30 protein-coding genes are annotated in these 26,530 nt (G+C 65.9%); 19 read left to right on the top strand and 11 right to left on the bottom strand.

Features of this window, described 5'->3' with window-relative positions; translation table 11 throughout:
- Window positions 1-15: 15 nt before the first annotated feature.
- Entirely contained in the window at window positions 16-963 is a 948-nt protein-coding gene (locus BZF59_RS02365) for an SDR family oxidoreductase (RefSeq protein ID WP_086606629.1), read from the bottom strand.
- Between the two features lie 145 nt (window positions 964-1,108).
- Between BZF59_RS02365 and BZF59_RS02370 the strand changes: the two genes are divergently transcribed.
- Entirely contained in the window at window positions 1,109-2,110 is a 1,002-nt protein-coding gene (locus BZF59_RS02370; RefSeq protein ID WP_086606630.1) for an NADP-dependent oxidoreductase, read from the top strand.
- Window positions 2,107-2,646 carry a nuclear transport factor 2 family protein gene (locus BZF59_RS02375; protein WP_086606631.1) on the top strand — a complete coding sequence of 180 codons (540 nt, stop codon included), beginning with the start codon at window positions 2,107-2,109 and terminating at the stop codon, window positions 2,644-2,646. Before BZF59_RS02370 ends, BZF59_RS02375 begins: the two co-directional genes overlap by 4 nt.
- 128 nt (window positions 2,647-2,774) lie before the next feature.
- On the opposite strand, the gene BZF59_RS02380 is transcribed toward BZF59_RS02375, so the two are convergent.
- A complete protein-coding gene (locus tag BZF59_RS02380) occupies window positions 2,775-3,179 on the bottom strand; it encodes a PaaI family thioesterase (RefSeq protein WP_086606632.1) in 405 nt (134 codons plus the stop codon).
- A gap of 85 nt (window positions 3,180-3,264) precedes the next feature.
- Here BZF59_RS02380 and BZF59_RS02385 point away from each other — a divergent pair, with 85 nt between their 5' ends.
- Complete coding sequence (locus BZF59_RS02385) at window positions 3,265-4,857, top strand: fatty acid--CoA ligase (protein WP_086606633.1); 1,593 nt, start codon at window positions 3,265-3,267, stop codon at window positions 4,855-4,857.
- Window positions 4,858-4,939: 82 nt separating this feature from the next.
- Here BZF59_RS02385 and BZF59_RS02390 read toward each other — a convergent pair whose 3' ends face one another.
- Entirely contained in the window at window positions 4,940-5,311 is a 372-nt protein-coding gene (locus BZF59_RS02390) for a hypothetical protein (RefSeq protein WP_086606634.1), read from the bottom strand.
- Window positions 5,308-5,841 carry a carboxymuconolactone decarboxylase family protein gene (locus tag BZF59_RS02395; RefSeq protein WP_143738071.1) on the bottom strand — a complete coding sequence of 178 codons (534 nt, stop codon included), beginning with the start codon at window positions 5,839-5,841 and terminating at the stop codon, window positions 5,308-5,310. Before BZF59_RS02395 ends, BZF59_RS02390 begins: the two co-directional genes overlap by 4 nt.
- Window positions 5,842-5,964: 123 nt before the next feature.
- Between BZF59_RS02395 and BZF59_RS02400 the strand changes: the two genes are divergently transcribed.
- Window positions 5,965-6,321, top strand: coding sequence for a nuclear transport factor 2 family protein (locus BZF59_RS02400; RefSeq protein ID WP_086606636.1), 357 nt, complete (start codon window positions 5,965-5,967; stop codon window positions 6,319-6,321).
- 4 nt (window positions 6,322-6,325) lie between these two features.
- Window positions 6,326-7,108: an SDR family NAD(P)-dependent oxidoreductase gene (locus BZF59_RS02405; protein ID WP_086606637.1), complete on the top strand. Its 783-nt coding sequence runs from the start codon at window positions 6,326-6,328 to the stop codon at window positions 7,106-7,108.
- A 76-nt stretch (window positions 7,109-7,184) separates the two neighbouring features.
- Here the strand turns inward: BZF59_RS02405 and BZF59_RS02410 are convergent, their stop codons facing one another.
- On the bottom strand, window positions 7,185-7,994 hold the full coding sequence (locus tag BZF59_RS02410) for an SDR family NAD(P)-dependent oxidoreductase (protein WP_086606638.1): 810 nt from the start codon (window positions 7,992-7,994) through the stop codon (window positions 7,185-7,187).
- 122 nt (window positions 7,995-8,116) lie between these two features.
- Here BZF59_RS02410 and BZF59_RS02415 point away from each other — a divergent pair, with 122 nt between their 5' ends.
- Genes BZF59_RS02415 through mobA form a run of 3 tightly spaced genes read left to right on the top strand, consistent with a single transcriptional unit; the run spans window position 8,117 to window position 9,383 of the window.
- A complete protein-coding gene (locus tag BZF59_RS02415) occupies window positions 8,117-8,527 on the top strand; it encodes a nuclear transport factor 2 family protein (RefSeq protein WP_086606639.1) in 411 nt (136 codons plus the stop codon).
- A 5-nt stretch (window positions 8,528-8,532) separates the two neighbouring features.
- Window positions 8,533-8,874 carry a putative quinol monooxygenase gene (locus BZF59_RS02420; RefSeq protein ID WP_086606640.1) on the top strand — a complete coding sequence of 114 codons (342 nt, stop codon included), beginning with the start codon at window positions 8,533-8,535 and terminating at the stop codon, window positions 8,872-8,874.
- Window positions 8,875-8,888: 14 nt separating this feature from the next.
- Complete coding sequence (gene mobA, locus BZF59_RS02425; RefSeq protein ID WP_342744106.1) at window positions 8,889-9,383, top strand: molybdenum cofactor guanylyltransferase; 495 nt, start codon at window positions 8,889-8,891, stop codon at window positions 9,381-9,383.
- 112 nt (window positions 9,384-9,495) lie between these two features.
- On the opposite strand, the gene BZF59_RS02430 is transcribed toward mobA, so the two are convergent.
- Entirely contained in the window at window positions 9,496-10,500 is a 1,005-nt protein-coding gene (locus BZF59_RS02430) for an NADP-dependent oxidoreductase (protein ID WP_086606641.1), read from the bottom strand.
- A gap of 120 nt (window positions 10,501-10,620) precedes the next feature.
- Between BZF59_RS02430 and BZF59_RS02435 the strand changes: the two genes are divergently transcribed.
- The 11 genes from BZF59_RS02435 (at window position 10,621) to BZF59_RS02485 (ending at window position 21,994) form a co-directional block, all read left to right on the top strand.
- Entirely contained in the window at window positions 10,621-12,759 is a 2,139-nt protein-coding gene (locus BZF59_RS02435; protein WP_086606642.1) for a molybdopterin-containing oxidoreductase family protein, read from the top strand.
- Between the two features lie 25 nt (window positions 12,760-12,784).
- Window positions 12,785-13,795, top strand: a complete 1,011-nt coding sequence (locus BZF59_RS02440) for an NADP-dependent oxidoreductase (protein WP_086606643.1) — start codon at window positions 12,785-12,787, stop codon at window positions 13,793-13,795.
- 14 nt (window positions 13,796-13,809) lie between these two features.
- Window positions 13,810-14,199 carry a limonene-1,2-epoxide hydrolase family protein gene (locus tag BZF59_RS02445; RefSeq protein WP_086606752.1) on the top strand — a complete coding sequence of 130 codons (390 nt, stop codon included), beginning with the start codon at window positions 13,810-13,812 and terminating at the stop codon, window positions 14,197-14,199.
- 98 nt (window positions 14,200-14,297) lie between these two features.
- Window positions 14,298-15,539, top strand: coding sequence for a cytochrome P450 (locus BZF59_RS02450; RefSeq protein ID WP_086606644.1), 1,242 nt, complete (start codon window positions 14,298-14,300; stop codon window positions 15,537-15,539).
- 5 nt (window positions 15,540-15,544) lie between these two features.
- Window positions 15,545-16,627: an acyl-CoA dehydrogenase family protein gene (locus BZF59_RS02455; protein ID WP_086606645.1), complete on the top strand. Its 1,083-nt coding sequence runs from the start codon at window positions 15,545-15,547 to the stop codon at window positions 16,625-16,627.
- Window positions 16,628-16,637: 10 nt separating this feature from the next.
- Entirely contained in the window at window positions 16,638-17,063 is a 426-nt protein-coding gene (locus BZF59_RS02460) for an OB-fold domain-containing protein (protein ID WP_086606646.1), read from the top strand.
- Window positions 17,060-18,214, top strand: a complete 1,155-nt coding sequence (locus BZF59_RS02465; RefSeq protein WP_086606647.1) for a thiolase C-terminal domain-containing protein — start codon at window positions 17,060-17,062, stop codon at window positions 18,212-18,214. The genes BZF59_RS02460 and BZF59_RS02465 overlap by 4 nt, the downstream gene beginning before the upstream one ends.
- Window positions 18,211-18,981, top strand: a complete 771-nt coding sequence (locus BZF59_RS02470) for an SDR family NAD(P)-dependent oxidoreductase (RefSeq protein WP_086606648.1) — start codon at window positions 18,211-18,213, stop codon at window positions 18,979-18,981. Before BZF59_RS02465 ends, BZF59_RS02470 begins: the two co-directional genes overlap by 4 nt.
- A gap of 1 nt (window position 18,982) precedes the next feature.
- Window positions 18,983-19,738, top strand: coding sequence for a ThuA domain-containing protein (locus BZF59_RS02475; protein ID WP_086606649.1), 756 nt, complete (start codon window positions 18,983-18,985; stop codon window positions 19,736-19,738).
- Window positions 19,739-19,753: 15 nt separating this feature from the next.
- The gene (locus BZF59_RS02480) at window positions 19,754-20,962 is read left to right on the top strand and encodes an acyl-CoA dehydrogenase family protein (RefSeq protein ID WP_086606650.1); all 1,209 of its coding nucleotides are present in this window, start codon (window positions 19,754-19,756) and stop codon (window positions 20,960-20,962) included.
- Window positions 20,963-21,091: 129 nt separating this feature from the next.
- Window positions 21,092-21,994 (top strand): SDR family oxidoreductase, encoded by a 903-nt coding sequence (locus BZF59_RS02485; RefSeq protein WP_086606651.1) that lies wholly within the window; start codon window positions 21,092-21,094, stop codon window positions 21,992-21,994.
- Here the strand turns inward: BZF59_RS02485 and kynU are convergent.
- From kynU to BZF59_RS02510, 5 genes are read right to left on the bottom strand one after another with little or no spacing between them, the layout of a single operon-like run.
- Window positions 21,991-23,214, bottom strand: coding sequence for a kynureninase (gene kynU / locus BZF59_RS02490; protein WP_086606652.1), 1,224 nt, complete (start codon window positions 23,212-23,214; stop codon window positions 21,991-21,993). The two genes, BZF59_RS02485 and kynU, sit on opposite strands and share 4 nt — an antisense overlap.
- Window positions 23,211-24,002 (bottom strand): tryptophan 2,3-dioxygenase, encoded by a 792-nt coding sequence (locus BZF59_RS02495; RefSeq protein WP_086606653.1) that lies wholly within the window; start codon window positions 24,000-24,002, stop codon window positions 23,211-23,213. Before BZF59_RS02495 ends, kynU begins: the two co-directional genes overlap by 4 nt.
- Before the next feature lie 36 nt (window positions 24,003-24,038).
- The gene (locus tag BZF59_RS02500; RefSeq protein ID WP_342744104.1) at window positions 24,039-24,428 is read right to left on the bottom strand and encodes a DUF4112 domain-containing protein; all 390 of its coding nucleotides are present in this window, start codon (window positions 24,426-24,428) and stop codon (window positions 24,039-24,041) included.
- A 39-nt stretch (window positions 24,429-24,467) separates the two neighbouring features.
- Window positions 24,468-25,934, bottom strand: a complete 1,467-nt coding sequence (locus tag BZF59_RS02505; protein WP_086606655.1) for an ABC transporter substrate-binding protein — start codon at window positions 25,932-25,934, stop codon at window positions 24,468-24,470.
- A 57-nt stretch (window positions 25,935-25,991) separates the two neighbouring features.
- The gene (locus BZF59_RS02510; RefSeq protein ID WP_086606656.1) at window positions 25,992-26,369 is read right to left on the bottom strand and encodes a PilZ domain-containing protein; all 378 of its coding nucleotides are present in this window, start codon (window positions 26,367-26,369) and stop codon (window positions 25,992-25,994) included.
- Window positions 26,370-26,530 lie beyond the last annotated feature (161 nt).

Here is a 26,530-nt window from a genome sequence, read left to right on the forward strand (position 1 = left end):
GATCAGGATGCGGCCCTATCCGAAAGCTGGGCGATAGTTGGACTCGCCCCACTCCTGCCGCTTGGTCCAGCTGCCCATCGTCTCCAGCTTGCCTTCGAGTTCCGGGAAGCGCTCGTAAACGTGGTCCATGTCGACGGCGAAAGGCTTGGTGGGGGCTTCGTTGTTGTATTCGTAGAAGGCCTGAATGCCCTTGGCGAAGTCGGCGCGCATTTCCGCTGGCATGGTGTCGCCCGCGGCTTCGACCAGATAGCGGCCGAATTCTTCCGGGGTGCAGGGATCATATTTGATTGCCTTGCCGAGCGCGTCGCTGAGGCACTGCGTCACCTGCTTGCCGACCAGCCGCTCCGGCCCGCCGATATTCAGCCAGGCGCCTTCCATGTCGGGCCGTTCGAGGCTGGCGAGCATGAAACGCGCGACATCGTCGAGGCTGATCCAGTTGGCTTCCAGATCGGGATTGTGGGGGTACACATAGCGCCCCTCGCCGACGATGAAGGGCCGTGCCCAGTTGGTCAGCAGGTTGTCCATGAACAGCACCGAGCCAAACACCGTTCCCGGCGCGCCGCTGCGCCACAGGGCATTGATGCCCTTGGTATTCTCGCCATAGGTGAAGGGATCGCCGGGCTTGTCGGGAATCCAGCTCGAGGTGTTCCAGACCACGCGCTTGACCCCGATATGCGCGGCGACCTTGCCGACCTCTCCGATCAGGTAGGCACGATCGGCGCGGGCCTGCAGCGGGTGGGTGTAGAAGATGTAGTCCGATCCTTCGAGCGCATCGTGGAAGGTGGACGTGTCGTAGAGGTCCATGGGCCGCACCTCGACCCGCTCGACACCTTCCACCGGCGCGCCCTCCAGCGCATCGGGACGGCGCGAGATCGCGCGCACGTCGTAGCCTGCCGCCAGCGCCTGACGCACCTGCGCAAGGCCCTGCCTGCCGCTCGCGCCGATCACCGTGATAAGTGCCATTCGTCTCTCTCCCCATTGGCAATTGCGCGCGAGACTAGGAACCGCCCTCCCGCTTCGCACCGCGCCAAATTGATAGCCGGGGGCCGAGAGGCCCTAGCGAAAAGGCGGGGTTGCCGTAGCGGCGCGGGGGCCGGACAGTGCGGCGATGCAGAACCGCTTCTGGCGCATCGCCCGCCGCCCCGAAGGCACCGATTTCGCCAGCGCGCTGGAACTGGCCGAGGCCCCGCTTGCGCCTCTGGCCGAGGGCGAAATCCGCATCCGCAATTCGCACCTGTCGATGGACGCGGGCACCCGGCTGTGGCTCACGAGCCGCGAGGACGGCTACCAGCCGCCGCTCCCGCTCGGCGCGCCAATGACGGGACTGGTGCTGGGAGAGGTGATCGAGAGCCGCGCGGACGGGTTCGCGCAGGGCGATCTGGTGCGGGCTTTCGGGCAGTGGGCGGATGTCAGCACGGTGGATGCGGTGATGTCGGGCGCGCTGCTGCTCGATCCCGCAGTGACCGACCGGCGCGCATGGTTCGGCCCGCTCGGCATGAACGGCTGGACTGCTCTGTGGGGCGTCGAGCGCACCGGCGCGGCAAAGCCAGGGGAGCGGGTGTTGGTCTCCGCTGCGGCAGGGGCGACCGGCATCCTCGCGGTGCAGATCGCCAAGCTCCTCGGCTGCGAGCCGTGGGGAATTGCGGGCGGGGCGGCGAAGTGCGCCTATCTGACGGGCGAATTGGGGATCGCGGGAGCCGCTGATTACAAATCAGATGCTCTGGCCGAACAGCTCGACAACGCAGGCGGCTTCGACGTCTATTTCGACAATGTCGGCGGCCCGCTGCTCGATGTGGTGCTGACCCGCATGAACCACTATGGGCGTGTCGCGGTGTGCGGGCTGCTCGCCGACTACACCGCTGGCACCCGCACCACCCCGGGCGAGTTCGATCAGGTGCTGATGCGGCGACTGCGGATTGAGGGATTCTTCTCGCCCGACTTCATGCACGAAGGCCCCGCCCTCACCGAGCGGCTGCGCGCGTGGCACGAGGCGGGCGATCTGGTGATGCGCTACGACGTGACGCGGGGCCTCGAAAACACCCTCACCGCCTATGCCAAGCTGTTCACCGGCGGCAATCTCGGCAAGGTGATCGTGGAGCTCGAACCATGACAGGCACGCTCGAAGACCGCGAGGCGATCCGCGACATTCTCGCCGCCTATGCCCATGCGATCGATCGGCGGCGATGGGGGATGATGGAGCGATTGTTCCACCCTTACGCAACCTTCCGCTTCGGGGTGATCGAGGGCGACTGGCGCGGGTTTGTGGAACAGGCCCGCGCGGTGATCGACCCGTGCCTCGCCACCCAGCACCAGCTCGGCCAGACGATCTTCGGGTTCGAGGGGCAGGACGTGTGTCACACCGAAACCTACATGACCGCGATGCACACCATCCCCCCCGGCTATCCGCTGGCGGCGGTGTTTCCTGACAAGGGCGTCATCTATTCGGCGGTCGTGGCAGGGCGCTATGTCGACCGCTTCGAGAAGCGTGGGCACGAGTGGCGCATGGCCCAGCGCACGGGGCTTTACGACTGGCGCGAGTTCCGGGTGGTCGAGGGCGTAGACCTGTCAGACACGCCGGAGGGTGCGGCGGGGTATCACGACAAACGCGATCCCTCGACCGCGGCGGTCACAGCTTGGTTGGGGTAAGCAGGCACTTCCAGTTCTTCGTCACCCTGAACTTGTTTCAGGGTCCATCGTTCCTCCCGCACCATCCGCGCCTGCGGAGAAATGGATGCTGAAACAAGTTCAGCATGACGAGAAAAAGAGAGCGAGCCCTACCGCCTGAAATTAAACACGCCCGACATCGTCGCCACCTGCTCCTCCCCGCGCCACACGCCGCCCGAGGTATAGGCCGTATGCCCGCCCAGCCGGTCGATCCGCACCCGCGCCTCCAGCCAGTCGCCCAGCCTTGCCGCCGCAAGATAGTTCACCGTCAGCGTCACGGTCGACGGCGTCAGCCGGGGGCGTTCGGCGTCATAGACAGCGTGGCTCAAGGCGACATCGGCGAAGGTCGAGATCACCCCGCCATGCGCCGCATCCTGATAGTTAATGTGATGCGGGCAGATCATGAGGCCCACCACGCGCACGCCCTCCACCGCCGGCCCGATGTAATAGGGCCCACCGTGATCGAGAAAGCCCGGCGAGAAACCGGCGGGTGCAAAGCCTGACGCAACAGCCATCCCGCCAGCCTAGCGCCGCCGCGCGCCTGCGCTGCTATGAAATGTGTGAATGACAGCCCGGCGTGCAGGGGGTATCCCCGCGCGGATGGGAGAGAACACAGCATTGGCCGCAGAGTCCTTTTGCGACGTCGTGCGCGAGCACGCCCGCGTGGCTGGAGACGTGATCGCCTTCACCTACGGGCAGGAGGATATCAGCTTCGCCGAACTCGATGCAGGCGCAGACCGGGCAGCCAATGCGCTCGCCGCGCTGGGGGTGAAGCCGGGGGACCGGGTCGCCTTCCTCGGCAAGAACCATCCGCTCTATTTCGAGGCCTTTCTGGGCGCGAACCGGGTGGGCGCGGTGATGACGCCGGTGAACTGGCGCCTCGCCGCGCCCGAGGTCGCCTATGTGCTGGACAACAGCTGCGCGCGCGTGGTCTTCGTGGGCGAGGGCTTTGCCGAGGTCCTGCGCCAAATCCGCGCCGATTGCCCCCATGTCGAACAGGTAATCGGCATCGACGCGCCTGACTTCCCCGGCACCGATTACCGCATCTGGCGCGATGGCTTCCCCGCCAGACCCCCGGCGCACCGGGTGCGGGCCGAGGACGACGCGCTCCAGCTCTACACCTCGGGCACCACCGGCAAGCCCAAGGGGGCGGTGATCACCCACGGCTCGATCCTTTCCAGCCGCGACGGCACGGCGGCGGGCGATGCAATGCGCGCCTGGCAGGAGCCGGTCCCCGGCGATGTCACGCTGCTCGCCATGCCGTGCTTCCATATCAGCGGAACGGGCACTGGCATCGGGACGATGGTGGCGGGGACGAATGCGATCGTCCTGCCCGAATATGATCCGACCAAGGCATTGGACCTGATCCAGAACTACAACATCTCGAAGATCTTCCTCGTGCCCGCGGCACTCCAGATTCTGCTGAATCACCCGAAGGTGGGCGAGGTCGATTTCTCACGGCTCAAATACGTCACCTATGGCGCCTCCCCCATCCCATTGGAGCTGATGCGCGAGGCGATGCGGGTGATGGGCTGCGGCTTCGTGCAGATGTACGGCATGACCGAGACCAGCGGCACCATCGTCGCTTTGGACCCCGAGGATCACGTGCCCGAAGGATCGGTGCGGATGCGGAGTGTCGGCAAGCCGCTCGCCGGGGTCGAGATCAAGGTGATCGACGAGGCGGGCCACGAAGTCCCGGCGGGCACCGTCGGCGAGATCGCCACGCGCTCGGCCAAGAACATGCGCGGCTATTGGAACAACGCGGATGCCACCGCCGCCACCATCGACGCCGAAGGCTGGCTGCGCACCGGGGATGCCGGGTATCTTGACGAGGACGGCTACCTCTACATTCACGACCGGGTGAAGGACATGATCATCTCGGGCGGCGAAAACGTCTATCCCGCCGAGGTCGAGAACGCGCTCTATTCGCACCCCAAGGTCGCCGATGTCGCGGTGATTGGCGTGCCCGACCCCAAGTGGGGCGAGGCGGTCAAGGCCTGTGTCGTCGTGAAGGCGGGCGAAGAGCTAAGCGAAGCGGACCTCATCGCCCACGCGCGCACGCTGATTGCGGGTTACAAGTGTCCCAAGTCGGTCGATTTCATCCCGGCGCTGCCGAGAAACCCCTCGGGCAAGATCCTGCGCCGCGAGCTGCGCGCGCCTTTTTGGGTGGGGAAAGACCGCGCGGTCAATTGATTCACCCTCCCCCGGCTTCCGGCTACCTATCCCGCCGGACGAAAGCTCGGTCCCGGGTCAAGCCCGGGACGGGGGAGGTTCGTCAAACCCCCGCCAGCTCCGGCAGGCCCACCAGTTCCGCGCGGCATTCCGCATCCGCCAGCGCCGTGAGCACGGAGAAGGCGACATATCCCGCCTCGCCCAGATGGGCCGAGACCGCCGCCGCCTCGGCATCGGTGATCGCGGTATGCTCGAAGGGCATCCGGTGGGCATAGGCGAGGCAAGTGCGGGTGCCTTCATCGAGGCCGCTCTCGTCCGGTGCTGGCCCCATGCGGTGCACCGCTGCCACCGCCTGCCGGGTCAGCGCCACAAAGGCTGGATCGAGCGCAGCATCGGCGCTGGCGCGGAAGGCGGCGTAGTGCTCGGCCAGCACCGGATTGCCCGCCAGCGCGGCCACCAGTGGCCCGCCGCTCACTCCGCCGCCTCCAGCACCGCGGGCGTGGGCAGCACGGTGCGGTCCATCGCCTCGGGCTCCAGCCCCAGCGTGATCAGCGCCTTGGCGAGCGCGAGGAACAGCGTCACGCCCAGTCCCAGTTCGGCGATCTGCGCGGGGGTGAGGTGGCGCTGCAAGGCCGCCCGCGCATCGCCGGTCAGCAGGTCAGGATCGTGGATCAGCGCGTCGGTGAACTTGAGTGCCGCCTTTTCGGCATCACTCAGCCTGGCCGAGGTCTCGTAGCCATCGGCGATGTCGCCGACCGCCTCCTCGCGCAGGCCTTCCGCCACCGCCTTGTCAAAGCGGACATTGCGGCAGAACCCGCATTGCGTGACGCGGGCGTTGCGCATCCGCGCGACCTCCTTGATCCGCGCGGAGAGCACGTCCGATCCCCAGAAGCGGCCATAGAGCGCGAAGAAATGTTCGGCGATCGCGGGCTGGTGCGCCAGCACGGAGCCGAAATGCGCCGGCTCTCCGGGGGTCGCGGATGACACGCGGGGGATGGTCGACATGCAGCCTCTCCTTCGCGCCGACAGTAGCGCGCCCGGCCCGCATCGCTCGCCTCGCCATTTTCGCAGGGGCAAGCGCGGCAGCGGGCGTGGCACAAGGCACTGACGAACCCTTGGGAGAGAACAATGCCGGGCGAAGCACAGCGCGTGATCGAGGAATTCTGGCGCATCCAGGACGGCGGCGACTACACCCGGCTGGTCGATCTGTTCGCCGAGGACGCCTTTCTCGAAGACCCGATCTGGGGGCAATACCGGGGCCGCGAGGCGATCATGGGCTTCATGACGACGATGGTGAAGGAGATGGGCGAGCGCCGCGTCCACTTCACCGTCGACGAGATCTGCGGTGACGATCACGCGGCCTGGGCGCGCTGGACCATGCACATGGACGGCGCGTCCCCCCGCGGCGGCGTAGGCATCTACAAGGTCGAAGGCGGCAAGCTCACCTATTACCGCGATTACATCGACCCGGCGAAGGAGGGGTAAGGCAATGGCAGGCAAACTCGAAGGCAAGATCGCCGCGATCACCGGGGGCACGGCAGGCATGGGGCGCGGGATCGCTGAGGCGTTCCTCGAAGAGGGCGCGCGCGTCGCCCTGTTCGCCCGCAATGCGGACAAGGGCGCGAAGGTGCTCGAAGAGCTGGGGGTGGGCGACAGGGCGATCTTCGTCGCGGGCGACGTGATGGCGCAGGGTGACCTCGAAGGCTTCGTCGATCACACCATCGCGCAATTCGGCACGCTCGACATTCTCGTGAACAACGCCGGTGGCGCGGGTGATTTGCAGCCGCTCGTCAACCTCTCCGACCATGCCTTCGACGAAGCGATGAAGTGGAATGTCTATTCGACCTTCTGGGCCACTCGCCGCGCGCTGCCGGTGATGCTTGAAAAGCAGGACGGGCGGATCATCAACATCTCCTCGATGGAAGGCAAGCACGGCAAGCCGGTGCTCACCGCCTATTCCGCCGCCAAGCACGCGGTGAACGGCCTGACCAAGAGCCTCGCGCGCGAAGTCGGGGCGCAGGGGGTGACGGTCAACGCGATCTGCCCCGGGCTCGTCATCACCGACATCATCCGCAACAACGGCCCCGCCACCGCCAAGGCGATGGGCATGGAGTTCGAGGACATGGTGACGATGTTCGCCTCCGAAGCCGCGATCAAGCGCCCCAACGAGGTCGAGGAGATCGCCGCTGTCGCGGTGCTGCTCGCCAGCAAAGCCGGGGCCGGGATTACCGGGGCGCAAATCAGCGTCGACGGCGGCACCGCGCAGTACTGAGGTCATCGCGCGGTCGTTGCCGGTTCATCGCCATCCCGTCGATGTTCCACGTGGAACATCGGTGAGGGCTTTCGGACTACCCCTGCAACTTCGCCATCGCCGCACCCACCGCCGCCTCGATATCGCGCGCTTGCGGATTGCCTCGGAGCGTCAGCCCGCCATTGGGCTGGATGTTCTGCCCGGTGATGAAGGCCGTATCGGTGCACAGCCACAGGCAGGCGTAAGCGACATCCTCGACCGTGTTGAGCCGCCCCAGAGGATAGCGCGGCAGGAAGGCATCGACGAGGCCGGGCACCTGAAAGCTCTCGTGAGTCATCGGGCTGTCGGTGAAGGCGGGGGAGACGGTGTTGGCCTTGATGCCCAAGTGCCCGAAATCATTGGCAACGCACTCGATCAGCGCCTCGCTGCCGCGCTTGGTGCCGATATAGGCGGCGTGGTTGGGTATCAGCGCCTTGGTGGTGGCCGACGACAGGCTGATGAGCGAACCGCCGGTCGGGGCCTGCGCGCTCATCACCCGGACGAAGGCTTGCAGGAAATGGTGCACGCCCTTGAACTGGAGGTCGACGATCTGGTCGAGCTGCTCCTCGGTGATCTCCAGCATCGAGGCGAGCAGGCCCCAGCCGGTGGTGTTGATCGCGATATCGACCCGGCCGAAGGTCGCCGCGGCCTTGTCGGCCATGGCATTGACCTCGGCCTTGCTGGTGATGTCGCACAGCGCATAGGCGCCGCCGATCTCCTCGGCGAGCGCGGCGAGCGGGGCTTCCTTGCGGCCCGCCACCATCACCTTCGCCCCCTCGGCCGCGAACAGGCGGGCGATGACCTGGCCCATATTGCCCTCCGATGCCGCCCCCAGAATGACCGCGGTCTTGCCTTCGAGTTGTCCCATCGCGCCTCTCCTTTCGGCGGGGGAGTAACACGGCGGGCGGGCTGCCGACCCTTCCCAAAAGTGGGCATTGTTCGCCCGGCGCGCGCGCCCGATAGCGGCGGCAGACCAAGGGGAGAGCCGCCATGTTTACAGGACCGCTGGAGGATCGCGTCGCGATTGCCGAACTCAACGGCACCTATGCCGATGGCGTGGTGCGCTTCGATGCCGAGACCTGGGGCAGCGTCTGGGCCGAGGACGCAGACTGGGACCTGATGGGCCACAAGACCAGGGGCAAAGACGCGATCGTCGCCTTCTGGAACGGCGCGATGGGGGGGTTGCATGCGGTCAGCTTCCAATGCGTGCCTTGCATGATCGAAGTCACCGGAAACACCGCGAAATCGCGGGTGCAGACGCAAGAAATCCTCAAGCCTAAGGAGGGCAAGGCGCGCCATGTTGGCGGGCTGTATGAGGACACTCTGGCCAAGATCGACGGGCGCTGGGTGTTCACCAGCCGCACGTTCCGTATTGTCGCCGAATTCGGTGTGGAGAGCTGAAGACCATGGCCAAGATCCTGATTTCCGCCCAGATCGATCTCGATCCCGCCCAGCGCGACGAGGCTCTGCGGACCGCGCGTCCGCATATCGAGGCAGCGCTCGCCGAGAAGGGCTGCATCCACTACGACTGGAGCGCCTGTTCGATGAATCCCGCGCGCGTGAACGTGTTCGAGGAGTGGGAGAGCGAGGAAGCGCTCGCTGCCCATTTCCGCGATCCGGCCTATACGGGCATGCGCGACCACATTGGCCAGTTCGGCATCACCGGCGCGGTGAGCTGCAAGTATCGAGTCGACGCGGAGGGCCCGGTCTACAACGCGCAAGGCCAAGCGACCGAGGCCTTCGACTGAGGCTGCTGGGCGCCATCCTCGCTGGCGGACAGGCGCGGCGGTTCGGCAGCGACAAGGCGCAGGCGCTGTATCAGGGCGCGCGGCTGATCGACCGGGTTGCCGAGGCACTGGCGGCACAATGCGAAAGCGTGGTGGTCTGCGGGCGCGAGGAGACAGGCTTCGTGTGTGTCCCCGACTGGCCCGAAGCAGGTCTCGGCCCCCTCGGCGGGCTGGCAGCGGCGCTGCGCCATGCCAAGGCGGGCGGGTTCACCCATGTGCTGTCCGCCGGGGTCGATGCGCCTGATTTGCCGCATGATTTGGCCGCGACGCTCGCGGGCGACGGCGCAGCGATTGTGGAGAGCCAGCCGGTGGTGGGGTTGTGGCCGGTCGGCGCTTCGCCCGCGCTCTCAGCGTTCATAGAAGGCGGCGGGCGGTCGCTTTACCGCTGCGCCGATCATATCGGCGCGCGGCGGGTGGAGCTCCCGGCCCCTCTGATGAACGTCAACCGGCCCGAGGATCTAGCACGCTGACCCCAAACCGTTCGGGCTGAGCTTGTCGAAGCCCCGTCCTTTCTTTCCACCACAACGAAGGAAGAAGTGCGGCCCTTCGACAAGCTCAGGGCGAACGGATTGAAGACGAGGGTTAGAGCTTCAGCAGTTGCTTTCCGCGATTTTGCCCCGTGAACAGGCGCTGGAGCGCCTGCGGCGCGTTTTCGAAACCGTGCTGGATGTCTTCCTGATAGGTCAGCCGCCCGTCCTTCACGAAGCCTTCCAACCGCTTGCGGATAGCGGGAAACTCGCTCACCCAGTCGAGGACGATGAAGCCTGCCATCGTGCCGCGCCGGAACACGAGGTTGAAGTAGTTCTCCGGCCCTGCGGGAAGCGAGCCGGTCTCGTAGCGGCTGATCCCCCCGCAGATCACCACGCGGGCATTGGTGGCGATGCAGGCGAGCATGTCGTTCAAGATCTTGCCGCCGACATTGTCGTAGATCACGTCCACCCCGCGCGGGCAGTGCTCACGGATCTGCTCCTTCACGCCGCCCGCCTTGTAATCGATCGCGGCATCGTAGCCCGCTTCCTTGACGAGCCAGTCGCACTTGTCGGGTCCGCCCGCGATGCCGACCACGCGGCACCCGGCGATATTCGCGAGCTGGCCGACAATGCTCCCGGTCGCCCCGGCTGCGCCGCTGACCAGAACGGTATCGCCCACCACCGGCTTGCCGACCTTGAACAGCCCGCAATAGGCGGTCAGCCCGGTGGTCCCCAGCACCGAGAGCACGGCGGTGGGGGAGAGTTCGGTCTCGACCCTGGTCAGCTCCTTGCCATCGGTGACGAGCCATTCGGTCCAGCCCGTCGTGCCGAACACCATGTCGCCCACCGCGAAGCGACCGCCATTGGAGGCGACCACCTCGGCGATCCCGCTTCCGCGCATCACGTCGCCGATCGCCATGGGCGCGACATAGTCGGCGATGTTCTCCATCCAGCCCTTCTGCGCCGGGTCGAAGCCGAGATAGTGCAGCTTCAGCAGCATCTCGCCGGGGGCCGGATCGGGAAGCTCGGTGGTGACGAGCCGGAAATCACTGTCGATCTCGATCCCGCGACCGCGCGGGTGTCCGTTGAGCAGCCATTGGCGGGTGATGGTGGGCATCAGAACTCTCCTTGGTTCGCCTGCCCTATTGCGGGGGCGCTGCCCGCCTCTCCACGGGCAAAAGTGTCAGTCGAGCGCCCTGCCCCCTGTGGTAGTCTCCCGTCCAAAGGGAGAGAGACGATGGGCGTCCAGACTCACAAGACCTTCTGCCGTTTCTGCCATGCCAATTGCGCGATGGAAGTCGACGTCGCTGACGGCAAGGTGATCGAGGTGAGAGGCGATCCCGACGATCCGGCCTATGGCGGCTACACCTGCATGAAGGGCCGCGAGCTGCCGGATTCGCACAATTCGGAAAACCGCCTGCATCACAGCCTCGTTCGCAACGATTCCGGCGAATTCGTTCCCACCGCGATGCCCGAGGCACTCGCCCATGTGGCGAGCGAGCTGCGCCGGATCATCGACCAATACGGTCCGCACTCGGTGGCGGTGTTCATGGGATCGGGGGGCTTCCAGAATAGCGCGGCGATGGCCGCCTCGCTCAGCTTCGCGCAAGCCGTGGGAAGCCGCAATTTCTACACCTCGGTGACGCTCGACCAGCCCGCCAAGGTGTTCACCACCGCGCGCTACGGCAAGTGGATGGCCGGGCCGAACACCTTCTCCGAAAGCGATGTCGCGCTGTTCATCGGCAACAATCCGATCGTATCGCACTACGCGCCGGTCGGCGGAGTGCCGCCCTTCAGCCCCTCGCGCCGCATCCGCGACAAGAAGGCGGAAGGCCTCAAGCTGATCGTCGCCGATCCGCGCGAAAGCGATGTCGCGCGGCTGGCCGACATTTACCTCCCCGTGAAACCCGGCGAGGACCCGGCAATGCTGGCGGGGATGCTCAACGTGATCATCGCCGAGGGGCTGTATGACCGCAATTTCGTCGCGGCCCACGTAGACGGATTCGATGAAATCGCCGAGGCGGTGAAGGCCTTCCCGCCTGAGGTGGCAGCGGAACGTGCCGGTCTGGACAAAGACCAGCTCATCGCCGCTGCACGGATGTTCGCCAGCGGGTCGAAGGGCTGCGCCACCACCGGCACGGGGCCGGAAATGGCGGGCCACGGCACGCTGACCGAATATCTCGTCACCTGCCTCAACACGATCTGCGCGCGCTTCAAGCAAGAGGGCGAGAAAGCCGCGATCCCGGGTGTGTTCAGCCCCTACCAGACCGCGCGCCGCGCACAGGTGGCGCCGCCGGTGCCGATGTTCGGCGCAGAAGGGATGCCGAAATCGCGCTTCCGCGGGCTGGGCCATCTGGGCTGGGAAATGCCGTGCAACGTGCTGGCGGATGAAATCCTCACACCGGGCGACGGTCAGGTGCGCGCGCTGATTTCGGTCGGCGGCAATCCGGTGGTCGGCTTCCCCGATCAGGCCAAGATGGTTCGCGCGCTCGATGATCTCGAGCTGTTCGTACAGATCGACCCGTGGATGAGCGCGTCTGCGCGGCGGGCCACTGTGGTGCTCGCGCCCTCGCAATGCCTCGAGCGCGAGGACATCACCAACCTTAGCGAATGGTGGCACGAGGAACCCTACGCCCGCTACACCGAAGCGGTGGTCGAGGCGCCGGGCGACTGCATCGACGAATATGAGATGTTCTGGACGCTGGCGCATCATCTCGGCATCCAGATGGTGCTGGGCGGCGGCCCGCTGCCGATGGACCGCAAGCCCACCAAGCAGGAGTTCCTCGACCTGATGGTCGCCGGCAGCCTCAAGAAGCCCTCCGACGTGCGCAAGGATTGCAAGGCGAATGGCGGCGCGGCGGTGATCTATCCCGAGGTGCACCCGCTGGTCGAACCCCTCGACGAAAGCGAGTTCCACCGCTTCGATCTGGCAGTGGGGTCGATGCCTTCGGAGTTGCTGAAATATGCCGAAAACCGCGCCGCGCGCGAGGGCTTTGACTTCCGCCTGATCAGCCGCCGCTCCAAGACGCGGTTCAACTCGATCGGCCACCCGCTCAAGAAGTTGCAGGAGAAGACCACCACCAACCCGGCCTTCATCCACCCCGACGACATCGCGGCATTGGGCCTCGAGGAAGGCGGGCTGGTCGCGGTCACCTCGCCCCACGCCACGATTCATGGCGTGGTCAAGGCGAGCGACAAGGTGCGGCGCGGGATCGTCTCGATGGCGCACGCCTATGGCGATGCCGATGCGACCAAGGACGACGTGCGCGAGCGTGGAGCTTCCACCAACCGGCTGGTGAGCGAGGTGGTCGATTACGATCCGATCACCGGACAATCCCTGCAAAGCGCCATTCCGGTGAAGCTCGAACCGGCCTGATATTCTCTCCAACCGAAAGACCGATATGCCCCAGAACCGCCGCTTCCTTCTCCAGCGTCGCCCTGATGGCACGCCGGTGCCCGAGGATTTCGCCCTCGTCACCGAGGACACCCCCGCGCTGGAAGACGGCCAGTTCCTCATCCGCAACCACTACGCTTCGCTCGATCCGGCAATGCGCGGGTGGATGGATGCCGAGGGCAACTACATGCCCCCGATCCCCTTGGGCGAACCGGTGCGCGCCAGCACCATCGGCGTTGTTGAGGAAAGCCGCGCGGACGGCTTTGCGCCCGGTCAGTGGGTGATGGGGCTGAACGCGCTCGAGGATTATTCCATCGGCGTCGCGGGCGGTTTCACCCAGCCGATCGACCCGTCGCTGGTGCCGAGCGTCACCAACTACCTCTCGATCTTCGGCGCTGTCGGGATGACGGCCTATTTCGGCTTCCTCGAAGTGTGCGAACCCAAGGCGGGAGAGACCGTGTTGATCTCGGGTGCCGCAGGCGCAGTCGGCAGCCTCGTAGGCCAGCTCGCCAAGATCCACGGCTGCCGCGCGGTCGGGATCGCGGGCGGCCCCGCCAAATGCGCGCGCCTCACCGACAAATATGGCTTCGATGCCGCCATCGACTATCGCGGCAAGGACGAGGCTGCGCTGACCAAGGCAATTGCCAAGGCCTGCCCTGACGGGGTCGACGTGATCTTCGAGAATGTCGGCGGGATCATCCTCGACGCCGGGCTGATGAACCTCAACCTGCATTCGCGGGTCGGGCTGTGCGGGCTCATCAGCGAATACAACACCGCGCCGCGCGGCATTCGCAACCTGTGGCAGCTGATCGTCAAGCGCGCCCATATCCGCGGCCTGCTGGTGGCCGACTACGTCCCGCGCTTCGCCGAGGGCGCGCAGGCGATGGGCGTTTGGGCCGCGCAAGGGCGGCTCACCATCGACGAGCATATCGACGAGGGGCTGGAGAACGCATTCGACAGCTTCATGCGGCTATTCGCGGGGACGAACGACGGCAAGATGATCCTCAAGATCGCCTGATGGAGACCGGCACGATGACGCCCCAACAAACCGTCGAAGCCTTCATCGGCCACTGGAACGCCTGCGATATCGAGGGCCTGCTCGCGCTGTGCGCCGAAGATATCGTCTATCACAATATCCCGATGGAACCGGTTCACGGCACCGTCCAGATGCGCGCGATGGTCACCGGCTTTCTTGCCGATCTCGCGGGATGCGACTGGCAGACCCACGCCATCGCAGCCAATGGAAACACCGTGCTGACCGAGCGCACCGACGGCTTCACCTTCAGGGACGGGCGCAAGGCCGCGATCCGCGTGATGGGCACCTTCGAACTGGACGCCGACGGCAGAATCGCGGCGTGGCGCGACTATTTCGACATGGCCGAGTTCCAGCGCGAATTCGCACCGCCTGCCGCAGGCGGATGATGTTCGTCGTGCAACCCTAACACAAACGCGCATCGCATCGGGGGGGCGGTCATGGCTAGGCTTGCGCCCTACTTCCAAGGGGTCTGGAGCCACCTGACATGAACAAGCCCGAAGGCAACGTTTTCGCGCCCGAAACGCTGGTCGATCCGTTCGATTACTACCGCGCCATCCACGAGGCGGGTATCGCGATCGAGCACCTTGAGGGCATGAACACCTGGGTGGTCTATTCCTACGAGTTGTGCAGCGAGGCCGCCGCCAATCCGCAGGTCTTCTCGAACGATTTCACCGCGCTGATGGGCCGCGAGGCGGATGCGGATATTCAGGCGATTTTGGCCGAGGGCTGGCCCGATCTGCCCACCCTGCTCACCGCCGACCACCCGGTCCACACCCGCAACCGCAAGCTGGTCAACCTCGCCTTCTCGGCCCCGCGCGTCAACGCGATCGAGGCCGACATGCGCCAGAAATCGATCGACCTCATCGAAGCCTTTGCCGACCGGGGCCATTGCGAATTCGTCGAGGAATTCGGCGTGCCGCTGCCGGTCGCCATGATCGCCGGGCAGATCGGGCTGGATGATGATCCGGGCCGCGTGAAGCGCTGGTCGGACGCCGCGGTCGACCGCTTCAGCCAGATGGTCGATCACGAGCGCAAGCTGGAATGCGCACGCAGCCTTGTGGAGTTTCAGCACTATATCAAGGGCCTCATCGACGACCGGAAGGCGAATGGCGGCAACGACCTGCTCACCGATCTGGTCGAGGCGCGGATCAAGGGCGAAACGCCGCTCGAAGACGCCGAGATCATGTCGCTGATGCAGCAGTTCATGGTGGCAGGCAACGAGACCACCACTTCGACGCTGGCGGGCGGCCTGCTCCAGCTGATCCGCAATCCCGACCAGATGGCGAAGGCCAAGGCGGCGGCGGGCGGGCGGGATCCCAAGGTGATCATGAACCTCGTCGAGGAGGCGCTGCGTTATGAAACCCCGACGGCTGGCATGTGGCGGATCGTCAAGCAGGACACCGAGCTTGGCGGCGTCGCGATCCCGGCCGGCGCGGTGATGCAGCTGCGCTACGCCGCGGCGAACCGCGATCCGTCGAAATTCCCCGATCCGGACAAGTTCGATATCGACCGCGCGAACGCCCGCACGCATCTCAGTTTCGGCAAGGGGCCGCATATGTGCGTGGGCAACATGCTCAGCCGCAAGGAGATGCTGGTCGCCTTTGACGAGCTGCTCGAACGGCTCGATAACTTCGCGGTCGCTGACGAGAACGAAATCCGCATCCTTCCGAACATCCTGCTGCGCGGCGTGACCCATCTGCCGATTACCTTCACACGGAAGGCCTGAGCCTCATGAATTTCGACCTGTCTGAAGAACAGGAAATGTTCGTTTCGTCGGTCGAGCGCTTCGCCGCGCCGGTCGATGTCGAGTGGCGGCGGCGCCTGCGCCTCTCGCCCACGGGCTATGACCGTGCGCGCTGGCAACAACTCGCCGAGCTGGGCCTGATCGCGCTGGCGGCGGGCGAGGATGCGGGCGGCATGGGCGGCTCGGCGGTCGATCTGGCTCTGGTGTGCGAAGCGATCGGCAAAGCGAATGCGCCCGACCCGCTGCTCGAACACGGCATCTTGCCTGCACTGCTGCTGGAACGCGGGGGGGCGGGCGATGTGCTGGAAGACGTTCTCTCGGGAGAGACCATCGCGACCCTGGCGTGGACCGAACGCGGGCAGCGCTACAGCCTCAAGGCCAAGGGGATGAAGGCGGACGGCGGCGGAGACGGCTTCACGCTCACCGGCGAGAAGACGATGGTGATGGGCGCGCTGATCGCCGACCTGTTCATCGTCACCGCCGACCTTGGCGGAGAGACGGCGTGCTTCCTCGTGCCGCACGATGCGCCGGGCCTCGAAGTGCGCGCCTATCGCCTCGCCGATGGAAGCATCGCCGGCGAGATCAAGCTCACCCGCACGCCTGCGAGCGCGAAGCTAACGCTTGATCCGGCGGCACTCGACAGCATTGTCGCCGACCTCAGGCTTTATGCCGCAGCGGAAATGGTCGGCCTCGGACAGCGCCTGCTAGACGATACTTTGGCCTATGTGAAAGAGCGCGAGCAGTTCGGCGTCGCCATCGGTTCCTTCCAAGCCTTGCAGCACCGTCTTGTCGATTGCTACGCCAAGGAAGAACAAGCGCGATCAATGCTTTACCGCGCAGCATTGACCGATCGGGGGGATGCCGCAAGGTGGGCCCGTGCGGCCGCCGGGGCCAAGGTCTACATCGGCGAAAATGTCGACGCCATCGCCCGCGAGGCGGTGCAGATGCACGGCGGCATGGGCATCACCGACGAACTCGCCATCGGCCATGCGCTGAAGCGTGTGCTGGTGCTCGCCCGCCTGTTTGGCGATGTCGACACCGTGCTCGCCGAATATGCGTTGGCAGCCTGAGGGGACGCGGATGGGACAGAAGATCGACCCGAACCTGTGGAGCGACGATCCGCAACCGCACCTGATGGGCGGCAGGCTGCCCTCGGGCCAGATCGTCTTCCCGATGCCCACCGGCGATTCGGCTGAGGGCGTGGAGCCCTACAAGCTCGCGCGCCGCGGCAAGCTGTGGTCGTGGACCTCGCAAGGCTTCCTGCCAAAGGAACCCTATGAAGGCCCCGGCTCCGGCCCGGGCGAAGGCCCGCCCGATTTCCAGCCGTTCCTGCTCGGCTATGTCGAACTGCCGGGCGAGGTGATCGTCGAGAGCCGCATCGTCGATGCGCGGCTGGAAGACCTCCATCTCGGCATGGATCTAGAATTCTGCATCGTGCCGTTCAACGCGCGCTACGACACCTTCGCCTTCCGCCCCGTCGCAGCAGCAGAAAGTCAGGCCGCATGAGCGAGAACGTCTACATCATCGGGGCAGGCATCCACCCCTTCGGCCGCACCGACAGCCGCTCGGGCCGCGAACAGGGCGTCTATGCGGTGCGCGAGGCGCTGACCGATGCAGGGCTCGAATGGCCCGATATCGAGTGCGCCTATGGCGGCAGCGCGGCGGCGGGCAATGCCGACATCATGGTCAACGAGCTGGGGCTGACCAGCCTGCCTTTCACCAACGTGGCGAACGGCTGCGCGACCGGCGGCAGCGCGCTCGCGGCGTCGCAGCAGGCGATCGCCAGCGGGATGTATGACCTCGCGCTCGCGGTGGGCTTCGACAAGCACCCGCGCGGTGCGTTCAACGCCAAGCCATCGGATTATGGCCTGCCCGAATGGTACGGCCAGACCGGCATGATGCTTACGACGCAATTCTTCGCGCTCAAAATCCAGCGCTACATGCAATTGCACGGCATCAGCCGAACGACGCTCGGGCGGGTGGCGGAGAAAGCCTTCCGCAACGGCACGATCACGCCCCATGCATGGCGGCGCAGTCCGGTCGATCTCGACACGATCATGAACGCGCCCATGATCAACGACCCGCTCACCAAATACATGTTCTGCTCGCCCGCCGAGGGCGCAGTGGCGCTGATCCTCGCGTCCGAGAAGAAGATGAAGGAGCTGGGCGCGGACGGCGTGAAGATCCGCGCGGTGGCGGTAAAGACGCGCCCGCCCAATTCCTTCGAAGTATTTCAGGCCGGCATCAGCATCGAGGAGGGCGGCAAGCCCACGATACTCGCCAGTCAGGCCGCCTTCGAGAAGGCCGGGATCGGGCCCGAGGACATCTCTGTCGCGCAGTTGCAGGACACCGAAAGCGGCGCGGAAATCATGCACATGGCCGAAAACGGCTTCTGCAAGGATGGCGAGCAGGAGGAATGGCTCGCCAATGGATGGACCGAGATCGCGGGCGGGAAGCTGCCCGTGAACACCGATGGCGGGTGCCTTGCCTGCGGGGAGCCGATCGGTGCCTCGGGGCTGAGGCAGGTCTATGAGAACGTCACCCAGCTGCGCCAGCGCGCGGGCGAGCGGCAAGTCCCGGGCAAGCCGCGGTTCGGCTATTCCCACGTCTACGGCGCGCCGGGCCTCTCGGGCGTCGCAATTCTGGAGCGCGAATGAGCAGGATGAAGGGCAAAGTCGCGCTGGTCTCGGGCGGTGCGGAAGGGATTGGCGCGGCGGTCGCGCGGCTGATCGTGGCCGAGGGTGGCAGCGTGATGCTGGGCGATGTGCAGCTGGAGAAAGCGCAAGGCCTCGCCGCCGAGCTGGGCGAGCGGGCGGCAGCAGTGCAGCTCGACGTGCGTGACCTGCACCAGTGGGAAGCCGCCGTCTCCGCCACCCGCGGGCGCTTCGGCAAGCTCACTGTGCTGTGCAATATCGCCGGCATCTCCGAGCCCGGCAATGTCCCCGACGGGTCGCTCGATGTGTGGGAGCGCACGATCGACATCAACCTCAACGGCCCCTTCTACGGGATGCGTGCGGCAATCCCGGCGATGGCGGCGAGCGGGGAGCCCTGCGCGATCGTCAATATCGGCTCGATGATCGCGATGCGCCCGGCAGCTTTCGTGGCGGCCTATTCGGCGTCCAAGGCGGGGCTGCGAGGCCTCACGCAATCCGTCGCGCTCGATCTCGCCGAACGGGGCCTGCCGATCCGCGTCAACATCGTCCACCCCGGCGCGATCCGCACGCCGATGTACAACCGCTACAAGTTCTCCGGTGCCGACACGCCAGAGAACATCGAGACCAATTTCGCTGCCACCCACCCGATGAACCGCATCGGCGAGCCCGAGGAAGTCGCCCGCGCGGTCGTTTTCCTCGCCAGCGACGAGGCGAGCTTCACCACCGGCTGCGATTTCACCGTCGATGGCGGCGGGTCGATAAGGAGCTGACATGGCCGAACAACCCGCCACCCGCATCGACGCGCATTTTATCGCTGCGGGCAAGTATCACGATATTGACTACCCCCGGCTCGAAATCCTCAAGCTGCTGGCCGAGCATCCGCATATCCGCACTACGGTCGCTGCGGACTATTCGGGACTCGAGCGGCTCGACCAGTGCCGCTTCCTCATCACCTATACCTGCGATCTGATGCCGACGCCGGAACAGGCCGCGCAGTTGAAAGCGTGGATGGAGAAGGGCGGCAAGTGGATGGCGCTCCACGGCACCAACTCGATCCTCGTCTTCACTGCCGATGGTCTGGTCGATGCGCCCGATGATCGCCCTGACGTGATGGAAATGCTCGGCACCCAGTTCGTCGCCCACCCGCCTATCGACAAGTTTACGGTCGAGGTGGTCAACAAGGATCACGAGCTCACCCGCGGGATCGAGGATTTCGAAGTGGTCGACGAGCTCTACCTCTCCAAGACCACCGCACCGATCGACACGCTGATGCAGACCACTTTCGAAGGCGAGGCGACCGGCTTCACCCACAGCCAGTGGCCCAAGACCACGGTGCCTATCGTTTATACGAGGGATATTGGCGCGGGGCGGATCGTATACAATGCGCTGGGACATTGCCGGGGGCATTACGATCTTCCGGGCATGGCCGATTTCTACCCGCACAAGGAAATGTGCGCCTGGAATTACGACGTCTATTATGACCTGCTGCGGCGCACGATCCGCTGGGCCATGAGGGACGGGGACTGATTGGGATCGCTGTAGATGGACATGGACTTCTCGCCCGAGGATATCGCCTTCCGCGAGGAAGTGCGCGCCTTCCTCAAAGATAACCTGCCCGAACGGCTGCGCGACGGCGCACGCCGCACGCCGGGGGTGTTTGTCGAGCCCGACATCGGGATGGAATGGCACCGCGTCCTCTTCAAGCAGGGCTGGGTCGCGCCGCACTGGCCCAAGGAGGACGGCGGCACCGGCTGGACGCCGACGCAGAAATTCATCTTTGAAAAGGAATGCGCGCTCGCCGGCGCGCCTGCGCTTGCGATCCTTGGCCTCAGGCTGGTCGGCCCGGTGATCTGCGAATTCGGCACGCCCGAACAGAAAGCGCGCTTCCTGCCGCGCATCCTGTCGGGCGAGGATTACTGGTGCCAAGGCTATTCCGAGCCCGGCAGCGGCTCCGACCTCGCCAGCCTCAAGACGTCTGCGCGCCTTGAGGGCGACGAATATGTCATCAACGGCTCCAAGATCTGGACCACTCACGCGCATCACGCCGACTGGATCTTCGCGCTGGTGCGCACCGATGCGAGCGTGAAGAAGCAGGCGGGGATCACGTTCCTGCTGGTGCCGATGGATCAGCCGGGGGTCAGCGTCACCCCGATCCACTCGATGTCGGGCGATCACGAGGTCAATGCGGTGTTCTTCACCGACGCGCGCACAGGGCAAGAAAACCGCATCGGCGAAGAGGGCGCCGGGTGGAGCATCGCCAAGTTCCTGCTCGAAAACGAACGCGGCGGATCGTGCTATGCCCCGCGCCTGCTGCAATCGATCGAGCGGCTCGAAAACCTCGCCCAGACCCAGCCCTCGGGCGTCAACGGCGCGATTGCGCATGATCCGCGCTTCCGTGACAGGCTCGCCCGCGTACGGCTTGAGGCCGAGGCGCTGGAGGTGACCGAACTGCGCATCCTCGCCGAACTCGCCAAGGGCCGCGCGCCGGGGCCGCAGACTTCGCTGGTGAAGCTGCTGGGTTCGAATATCGGCCAGCAGGTCGATGTGCTGCGCTTGGAACTGCTCGGGCCGGATGCGCTGCAATTGCCGCTCGAACGCCCGCTATACGGCAACGAAGCGCCTGAGCCGGTCGGCAGCGAATATGCCCAGACCGCAATGGGCCGCTACTTGAACAACCGCGCTGCGACGATCTTCGGCGGATCGGATGAAGTGCAGAAGAACATCATCGCCAAGACCGTTCTCGGCTTGTGATTGCACCTTCGCTCGTCATTGCGAGCGGAGCGAAGCAATCCATGAACTGACCGCGAAACCGAGGACGACGGGCCATGGATTGCCGCGTCGCTTCGCTCCTCGTAATGACGAAACACAGAGGATTGTGAAATGGACACTGCAAAATTGATGTTCCGCGAAGGCCTGATGGCGGGCGAGCGGATCCTCGTGACCGGCGGGGGCACCGGCCTCGGGCGCGAGATGGCCGAGGCGTTTTTGAAGCTGGGCGCGACCGTGTACATCTGCGGGCGAAGGCAGGTGAAGCTGGACGAGACCGCAGCGGAACTTACCGCGCTGCACGGCGGCAAGATCGTCGGCATGGCCTGCGATATCCGCGATGCGGACGCGATCCACACGATGGTCGACGCGATCTGGGCCGATGGCGGCGCGCTGACCGGCGTGGTCAACAACGCCGCGGGCAACTTCATCAGCCGCACCGAGGACCTGTCGGTCAATGGCTTCAACGCCATCGCCGACATCGTGATGCGCGGCACCTTCTACGTCACGCTCGACATCGGCAAGCGGCTGATCGCGGAGAAGAAGCGCGCCAGCTTCCTCTCGATCCTCACCACCTGGGTGTGGTCGGGCAGCGCCTTCGTGGTGCCCTCCGCCATGTCCAAAACCGCGATCAACGCCATGACCCAGAGCCTTGCGACCGAGTGGGGCCGCTATGGGCTGAGATTCAATGCCATCGCGCCGGGCCTTTTCCCGACCAAGGGGATGAGCGCGCGTTTGTCCCCTGGGGGACAAGGCGGCAATTCAAAGAACGACCTCAATCCGATGGGCCGCGCGGGCGAGATGCACGAACTGGCAAACCTCGCGGTGTTCCTGATGGGGCCAGGGGCGGAATATGTGAACGGCCAGACCATCGCAATCGACGGCGCGGGCTATCAGGCCAATGGCGGGACGTTCTACCCGATGCTCCACGCGCTCGGCGATGCCGAGTGGGAGCAGATGCGCGCGATGATCAAGGGCACCAACGCTGCGGACAAGGCCGACCGGACGGTGGGTTAGGTCACCGCCGCCCGCCGGTTGAACTCCGCGCGCTCCCACTCGCCGCTCGCCAGCACCTCGGCGAGGTGACGCGCGGCGGCGGCCATGTCGGCGAAGCTCAGATAGGCAGGCGCAAAGCCCAGCCGCAACACGTCGGGCGCGCGGAAATCGCCGATCACGCCGCGCGCGATCAGCGCCTGGCAGATGGCGTAAGCCTCCGGGTGGCGGAACGACAGCTGGCTCCCGCGCTCGCTCGCGCGCGGCGGGCTGACCAGTTCCAGCGCGACATTATGCGCCATCAGGCTTTCGAGGAAGAATTCCGAAAGCGCCTGCGACTTGCCGTAAAGCCGCGCCACGCCGATCTCGGCGATCAGATCGACCCCGACCTCCAGCGCCGCGAGGCCGAGCACCGGGGGCGTGCCGCATTGCAATCGCTCGATGCCGGGTGCGCCTTCGTAATCGTCGGAGAAGGCAAAGGGCGCGGCGTGGCCGAACCACCCGGTGAGCGGTTGCTGCAAGTCCGCCTGATGGCGCTCAGCGACGAAGGCGAAGGCCGGAGCCCCTGGCCCGCCGCACAGGTATTTGTAGCCGCAGCCGACCGCGAAATCGGCTCCGACGCCATCGAGATCGACCGGCAACGCCCCGGTGGAGTGCGACAGATCCCACAGCACCAGCGCGCCTGCCTCATGCGCGGCGCGGGTCAGCGCGGCCATGTCGTGTAATGCGCCGGTCTTGTAGTGAACGTGGGTCAGCATCAAGAGCGCGACGTCGTCGTGAAGCGCGGCGACCAGCCGCGCCCGCTCCGCCAGCCGCCGCGTGGCGAGGCCCTGCGCTTCCAGCCCGGCAATCATGTAAAGATCGGTCGGGAAGTTGCCGGGTTCGGACAACACCACCTTGCGCCCGGGCCGCATCCGGAGCGCAGCGGCGATCAGCTTGAACAGGTTCACGCTGGTTGAATCGCAAGCGATCACTTCGTGCTTCGCAGCGCCGATCAACGGCGCAATCTTGCCGCCAATGCGGCTCGCCATGTCGAACCAGTTCGCGCTGTTCCATGACCGAATCAGCCCCTCGCCCCACTCCTGCGCAACCACCTCTTGCAGCCGCTTGGGGGTTGCCTTAGGCAGCGCGCCCAGCGAGTTGCCGTCGAGATAGATCACTCCCTCGGGCAGTGTGAAGTGCGCACGGAAATGCCCCAGCGGATCGGCGGCGTCGAAATCGGCGGCGCGGGCTTCGGGGGTCATATCGCGGTCCTGACGCTGAGCAGTTCGGGGAAGAAGGCCTGCTTCAGCACGCCCTCGAGGTAGGGCACGCCGGGCGTGCCGCCGGTTCCGCGCTTGAAGCCGATGATGCGCTCGACGGTCTTGAGATGCCCGAAGCGCCAGCGCTGGAAGTGGTATTCCAGATCGACCAGCTTCTCAGCCAGTTCGTACAGATCCCAGTGGCTCTGGGGATCGCGGTAGATCGTCGCCCAAGCCACCTCGACGCTGGCGTTGTGGACATAGGGCGCCGCCGGATCGCGCGACAGGGCCGCAGCGTCGATGGCAAAGCCGCGACGCGCCAGCAGGCGGATCGCCGCATCATAGAGGCTCGCCCGCCCGCGCTCGGTCTCCAGCCGCTCTGCCCAGTCGGCGTTCGACTTGTGCAAGCGCACATGCTTTCCATCGCGCCCGCCGAGCATGAACTCCATCATCCGGTACTGCGCCGACTGGAACCCGGAGGACGCGCCCAGATGGGGGCGGATCGCGGAGTAATCATGCGGGGTCATGGTGGAGAGCACGTCCCAGCTCTGGATCAATTGCTGCTGCGCTCGCGCCACCCGCGCCAGCATCTTGAAGGCGGGGCGCAGGTTATCCGCCTCGATGCACTCACGCGCGGCGGTCAGCTCGTGCAAGCAAAGCTTGAGCCACAGCTCGCTCGCCTGATGGACGATGATGAATAGCAGCTCGTCATGCGCATCGGACGCAGGGTGCTGCGCTTCAAGGATCCGGCCAAGATCGAGATAGCTCGCATAGGTGACATCGGCGCTCATGCCTCGCCTCCTAGCGCGCCGGGGCGGCCATGGAAACTAGCCCTCGATCACGCGGGTCTGGGGATGGTGCTTGTCGATGTGCTTGAGCAGGATCTTGAGGTTCCGGGTGTTCGAGCGGAACAGCAGGTCGGCCGCATCTCCCACCACGGGGATCGCACCGATCGCAGTGTCGAACAGCACATTGGCGCCCATCCGGGCGAGCTTCCACTTGGGCAGGCCGAGATTGCGGGCTTCCCACACGATATAGGCCCCCATCGCACCGGTCACGATCTCGCCCAGCACCGGGATGAGGCCCACCAGCGCATCGAGCCCGACAGGCATGTTGACGCCGGGGATGGTGAAGCTGCGCTCCAAGAGCCGTTCCAGTGCAACCACGCGGGCACGCACCGAGGCCGGGTCATTGCCGGTCGGGAGAGTGAAGGTCATGGGCTCAGGGCGGCGGGGCATGGGCTGTTCCATACCCGCTTATGTGGGGGGCTGCGAGAGCGCGAACAAGGGGTGCAATGCCCAGCCATTGGGCTGGTAGTTGCGGATCGTCCCGCGCACCAGCGACCAGCGCACGGGGACACCCAGCGGAATGAAGGCCTCGCGTTCGACCAACGCCGCATGGGCTTCGATCAGCAACTGCTCGCGCGCGGCGGCATCGGGCTCGGCGAGCGACTGGCGCACCAGCGCATCGGCCTGCGGTGCGCAGAGCCCGGCCCCGAGGCTGCAATTAAACTGGTTGAGATACCAGCGCGGCGAGGCATAGCGCGCCAGCGTGTCGCGCAATTCCAGATCAGCAGGGGCACCGGGGGCCACGCGCTTGACCGAAACCCCGATCTCGCCCCACGCCCGCGCCAGCCCCCGCAGCAGCACGTCGCTGCCAGGCCCGCGTGGCAGGGCGAGGCGCACCACCGCCTCGCGCTCAGGCCCGGTGGCCCAGGCCCTCACCCGCGCGGCGGCGATCCGGCGGCGGTCTTCGAGCGAGGCCCCATCCCAGCGGTCAGCCGGGAAAGGCGGGGCGGAAAAACTGCCCGGCGGCACCACCCAGCTGCTTTCGCGCCAGCCGCTCAGCCCGAAGCTCTGGATCAGCGCCCCCCGGTCGATCGCCATCGACAGTGCCTCGCGCCGGGCGGGATCAGCCATAAAGCCTTCCTCGCTCTTCACTATCAGCCCGAGCAGCCCGATGGTCGGATCGACCTGAATCGTCCCGCGCGACAGCGGGCCGACTTCGGCGAGCGGGAAGTCGATCAGCGTGCCGCCCAACACCAGATCGACCTCCCCGCGCGAAAAAGCCGCCACGGCGTTGCGCGCCGACAGCGCCCGCACCGCAACCGGGCGCGCGACTTCTTCCCAATCCTCGCGTGCGGGCAGGCCGCGGGTTTCGGGCGGGAGCGCAGTGAGACGCGCCACGCCGGTCTCCTCATTGCGCGACATCGCCATCGGCCCCGCTCCGCTGCCGGCCTTGACGAAGCCCAGTTCGGGCTGGGCCAGCAGGCGCAGGAAGTCGGGCATCGGCGCGGTCAGCCGCACCTCGACCACACGCCCGGTCATCGCCCGGATGTCGCGCACCTTGCCCAGATCGAGCCCGAGCGAGGTGCCCTTCACCCGTGCCAGCGCATCGCGCAGCTGCTGGCGGACATCGGCGGCGGTGATCTCGTCGCCATCGGGCCAGGTGCTGTCCCGCAGGCGAAAAATGTAGCTGAGCCCGTCATCGGTGACGATCCATCGCTCGGCCACGGCAGGCACGACCTGTCCTGCCTGATCGAGTGTGACGAGGCCTTCATGCGTAGCGGCGCGCAGGTGCTGGGCGGCGGGGGAAAGGCGCACGCCTTGCTGGAACAGGCTGTCCGGCGCGCCGATCACCGCCACTTCGACCGCGCCGCTGCCGCCCGACGGGCCGCAGGCGCAGGTGGCAAGGGCAGCAAGCAGGGGCAGCCAGAATCGCATCGCGCCTGCCTAGCAGGTTGCAACGCGCTGGTCAGCTTGTGGAAAAATGTAGCGCGATCAGATCTTGCGCAGCTGGGTGGGATGCGGCGGCGGCGGCGCGCGGTGGGTCCACGAGGCCTTTACCACCGCAGCGGCCGGATCGTCGGCGGTCTGCAACGGACGGCGCGCCTTCTGAGAGTCGATTTCGTCGTCGAAGGCGATGCCGAAGCGGTCGTCCTGCACCCAGGCCACCGTGCCGCCGACCTTGCCGATATTGCGCAGTTCGATCGTGACCCGGTTTCCGCGCTGCACGCGCATCATGCCTTCGCCCATCATACCGCCATCCGACAGATTGCGCACGCGCACGCGGTGGACATCGCTGCCCTGCTCGACGCAGATATCAGCCAGCAGAAACAGGCTGTCGCGCGCGACACTGCGGGTTTCAACCCCTGTCATCTCCGGTTCGCCTCCTCAGCAATTCGCCATCATGCGGGACGTGGATCTGCGCATGGCATGACCGCCCGTCATATGCCACACGTCGTGCACCCAACGCGGTTAACGGGTGGTAAAATTTGACCTCGCAGCGGCCGCGCGTTGCAGCAGCGTCCCAGCGCGGC

Origin of the sequence: Erythrobacter donghaensis, assembly GCF_002155425.1 — a bacterium.
In the GTDB taxonomy this organism is placed as follows: Bacteria; Pseudomonadota; Alphaproteobacteria; order Sphingomonadales; family Sphingomonadaceae; genus Erythrobacter; species Erythrobacter donghaensis.

Coding starts and splice junctions, on each gene's coding strand:
- BZF59_RS02475 (WP_086606649.1), top strand. CDS start 18,983: ATGGCCGAACAACCCGCCACCCGCATCGACGCGCATTTTATCGCTGCG.
- BZF59_RS02445 (WP_086606752.1), top strand. CDS start 13,810: ATGACGCCCCAACAAACCGTCGAAGCCTTCATCGGCCACTGGAACGCC.
- BZF59_RS02495 (WP_086606653.1), bottom strand. CDS start 24,002: ATGAGCGCCGATGTCACCTATGCGAGCTATCTCGATCTTGGCCGGATC.
- kynU (WP_086606652.1), bottom strand. CDS start 23,214: ATGACCCCCGAAGCCCGCGCCGCCGATTTCGACGCCGCCGATCCGCTG.
- BZF59_RS02385 (WP_086606633.1), top strand. CDS start 3,265: ATGGGAGAGAACACAGCATTGGCCGCAGAGTCCTTTTGCGACGTCGTG.
- BZF59_RS02365 (WP_086606629.1), bottom strand. CDS start 963: ATGGCACTTATCACGGTGATCGGCGCGAGCGGCAGGCAGGGCCTTGCG.
- BZF59_RS02420 (WP_086606640.1), top strand. CDS start 8,533: ATGGCCAAGATCCTGATTTCCGCCCAGATCGATCTCGATCCCGCCCAG.
- BZF59_RS02415 (WP_086606639.1), top strand. CDS start 8,117: ATGTTTACAGGACCGCTGGAGGATCGCGTCGCGATTGCCGAACTCAAC.
- BZF59_RS02460 (WP_086606646.1), top strand. CDS start 16,638: ATGGGACAGAAGATCGACCCGAACCTGTGGAGCGACGATCCGCAACCG.
- BZF59_RS02395 (WP_143738071.1), bottom strand. CDS start 5,841: ATGTCGACCATCCCCCGCGTGTCATCCGCGACCCCCGGAGAGCCGGCG.
- BZF59_RS02410 (WP_086606638.1), bottom strand. CDS start 7,994: ATGGGACAACTCGAAGGCAAGACCGCGGTCATTCTGGGGGCGGCATCG.
- BZF59_RS02430 (WP_086606641.1), bottom strand. CDS start 10,500: ATGCCCACCATCACCCGCCAATGGCTGCTCAACGGACACCCGCGCGGT.
- BZF59_RS02500 (WP_342744104.1), bottom strand. CDS start 24,428: ATGACCTTCACTCTCCCGACCGGCAATGACCCGGCCTCGGTGCGTGCC.
- BZF59_RS02450 (WP_086606644.1), top strand. CDS start 14,298: ATGAACAAGCCCGAAGGCAACGTTTTCGCGCCCGAAACGCTGGTCGAT.
- BZF59_RS02510 (WP_086606656.1), bottom strand. CDS start 26,369: ATGACAGGGGTTGAAACCCGCAGTGTCGCGCGCGACAGCCTGTTTCTG.
- BZF59_RS02465 (WP_086606647.1), top strand. CDS start 17,060: ATGAGCGAGAACGTCTACATCATCGGGGCAGGCATCCACCCCTTCGGC.
- BZF59_RS02455 (WP_086606645.1), top strand. CDS start 15,545: ATGAATTTCGACCTGTCTGAAGAACAGGAAATGTTCGTTTCGTCGGTC.
- BZF59_RS02380 (WP_086606632.1), bottom strand. CDS start 3,179: ATGGCTGTTGCGTCAGGCTTTGCACCCGCCGGTTTCTCGCCGGGCTTT.
- BZF59_RS02440 (WP_086606643.1), top strand. CDS start 12,785: ATGCCCCAGAACCGCCGCTTCCTTCTCCAGCGTCGCCCTGATGGCACG.
- BZF59_RS02375 (WP_086606631.1), top strand. CDS start 2,107: ATGACAGGCACGCTCGAAGACCGCGAGGCGATCCGCGACATTCTCGCC.
- BZF59_RS02480 (WP_086606650.1), top strand. CDS start 19,754: ATGGACATGGACTTCTCGCCCGAGGATATCGCCTTCCGCGAGGAAGTG.
- BZF59_RS02485 (WP_086606651.1), top strand. CDS start 21,092: ATGGACACTGCAAAATTGATGTTCCGCGAAGGCCTGATGGCGGGCGAG.
- BZF59_RS02370 (WP_086606630.1), top strand. CDS start 1,109: ATGCAGAACCGCTTCTGGCGCATCGCCCGCCGCCCCGAAGGCACCGAT.
- BZF59_RS02400 (WP_086606636.1), top strand. CDS start 5,965: ATGCCGGGCGAAGCACAGCGCGTGATCGAGGAATTCTGGCGCATCCAG.
- BZF59_RS02470 (WP_086606648.1), top strand. CDS start 18,211: ATGAGCAGGATGAAGGGCAAAGTCGCGCTGGTCTCGGGCGGTGCGGAA.
- BZF59_RS02405 (WP_086606637.1), top strand. CDS start 6,326: ATGGCAGGCAAACTCGAAGGCAAGATCGCCGCGATCACCGGGGGCACG.
- BZF59_RS02435 (WP_086606642.1), top strand. CDS start 10,621: ATGGGCGTCCAGACTCACAAGACCTTCTGCCGTTTCTGCCATGCCAAT.
- BZF59_RS02505 (WP_086606655.1), bottom strand. CDS start 25,934: ATGCGATTCTGGCTGCCCCTGCTTGCTGCCCTTGCCACCTGCGCCTGC.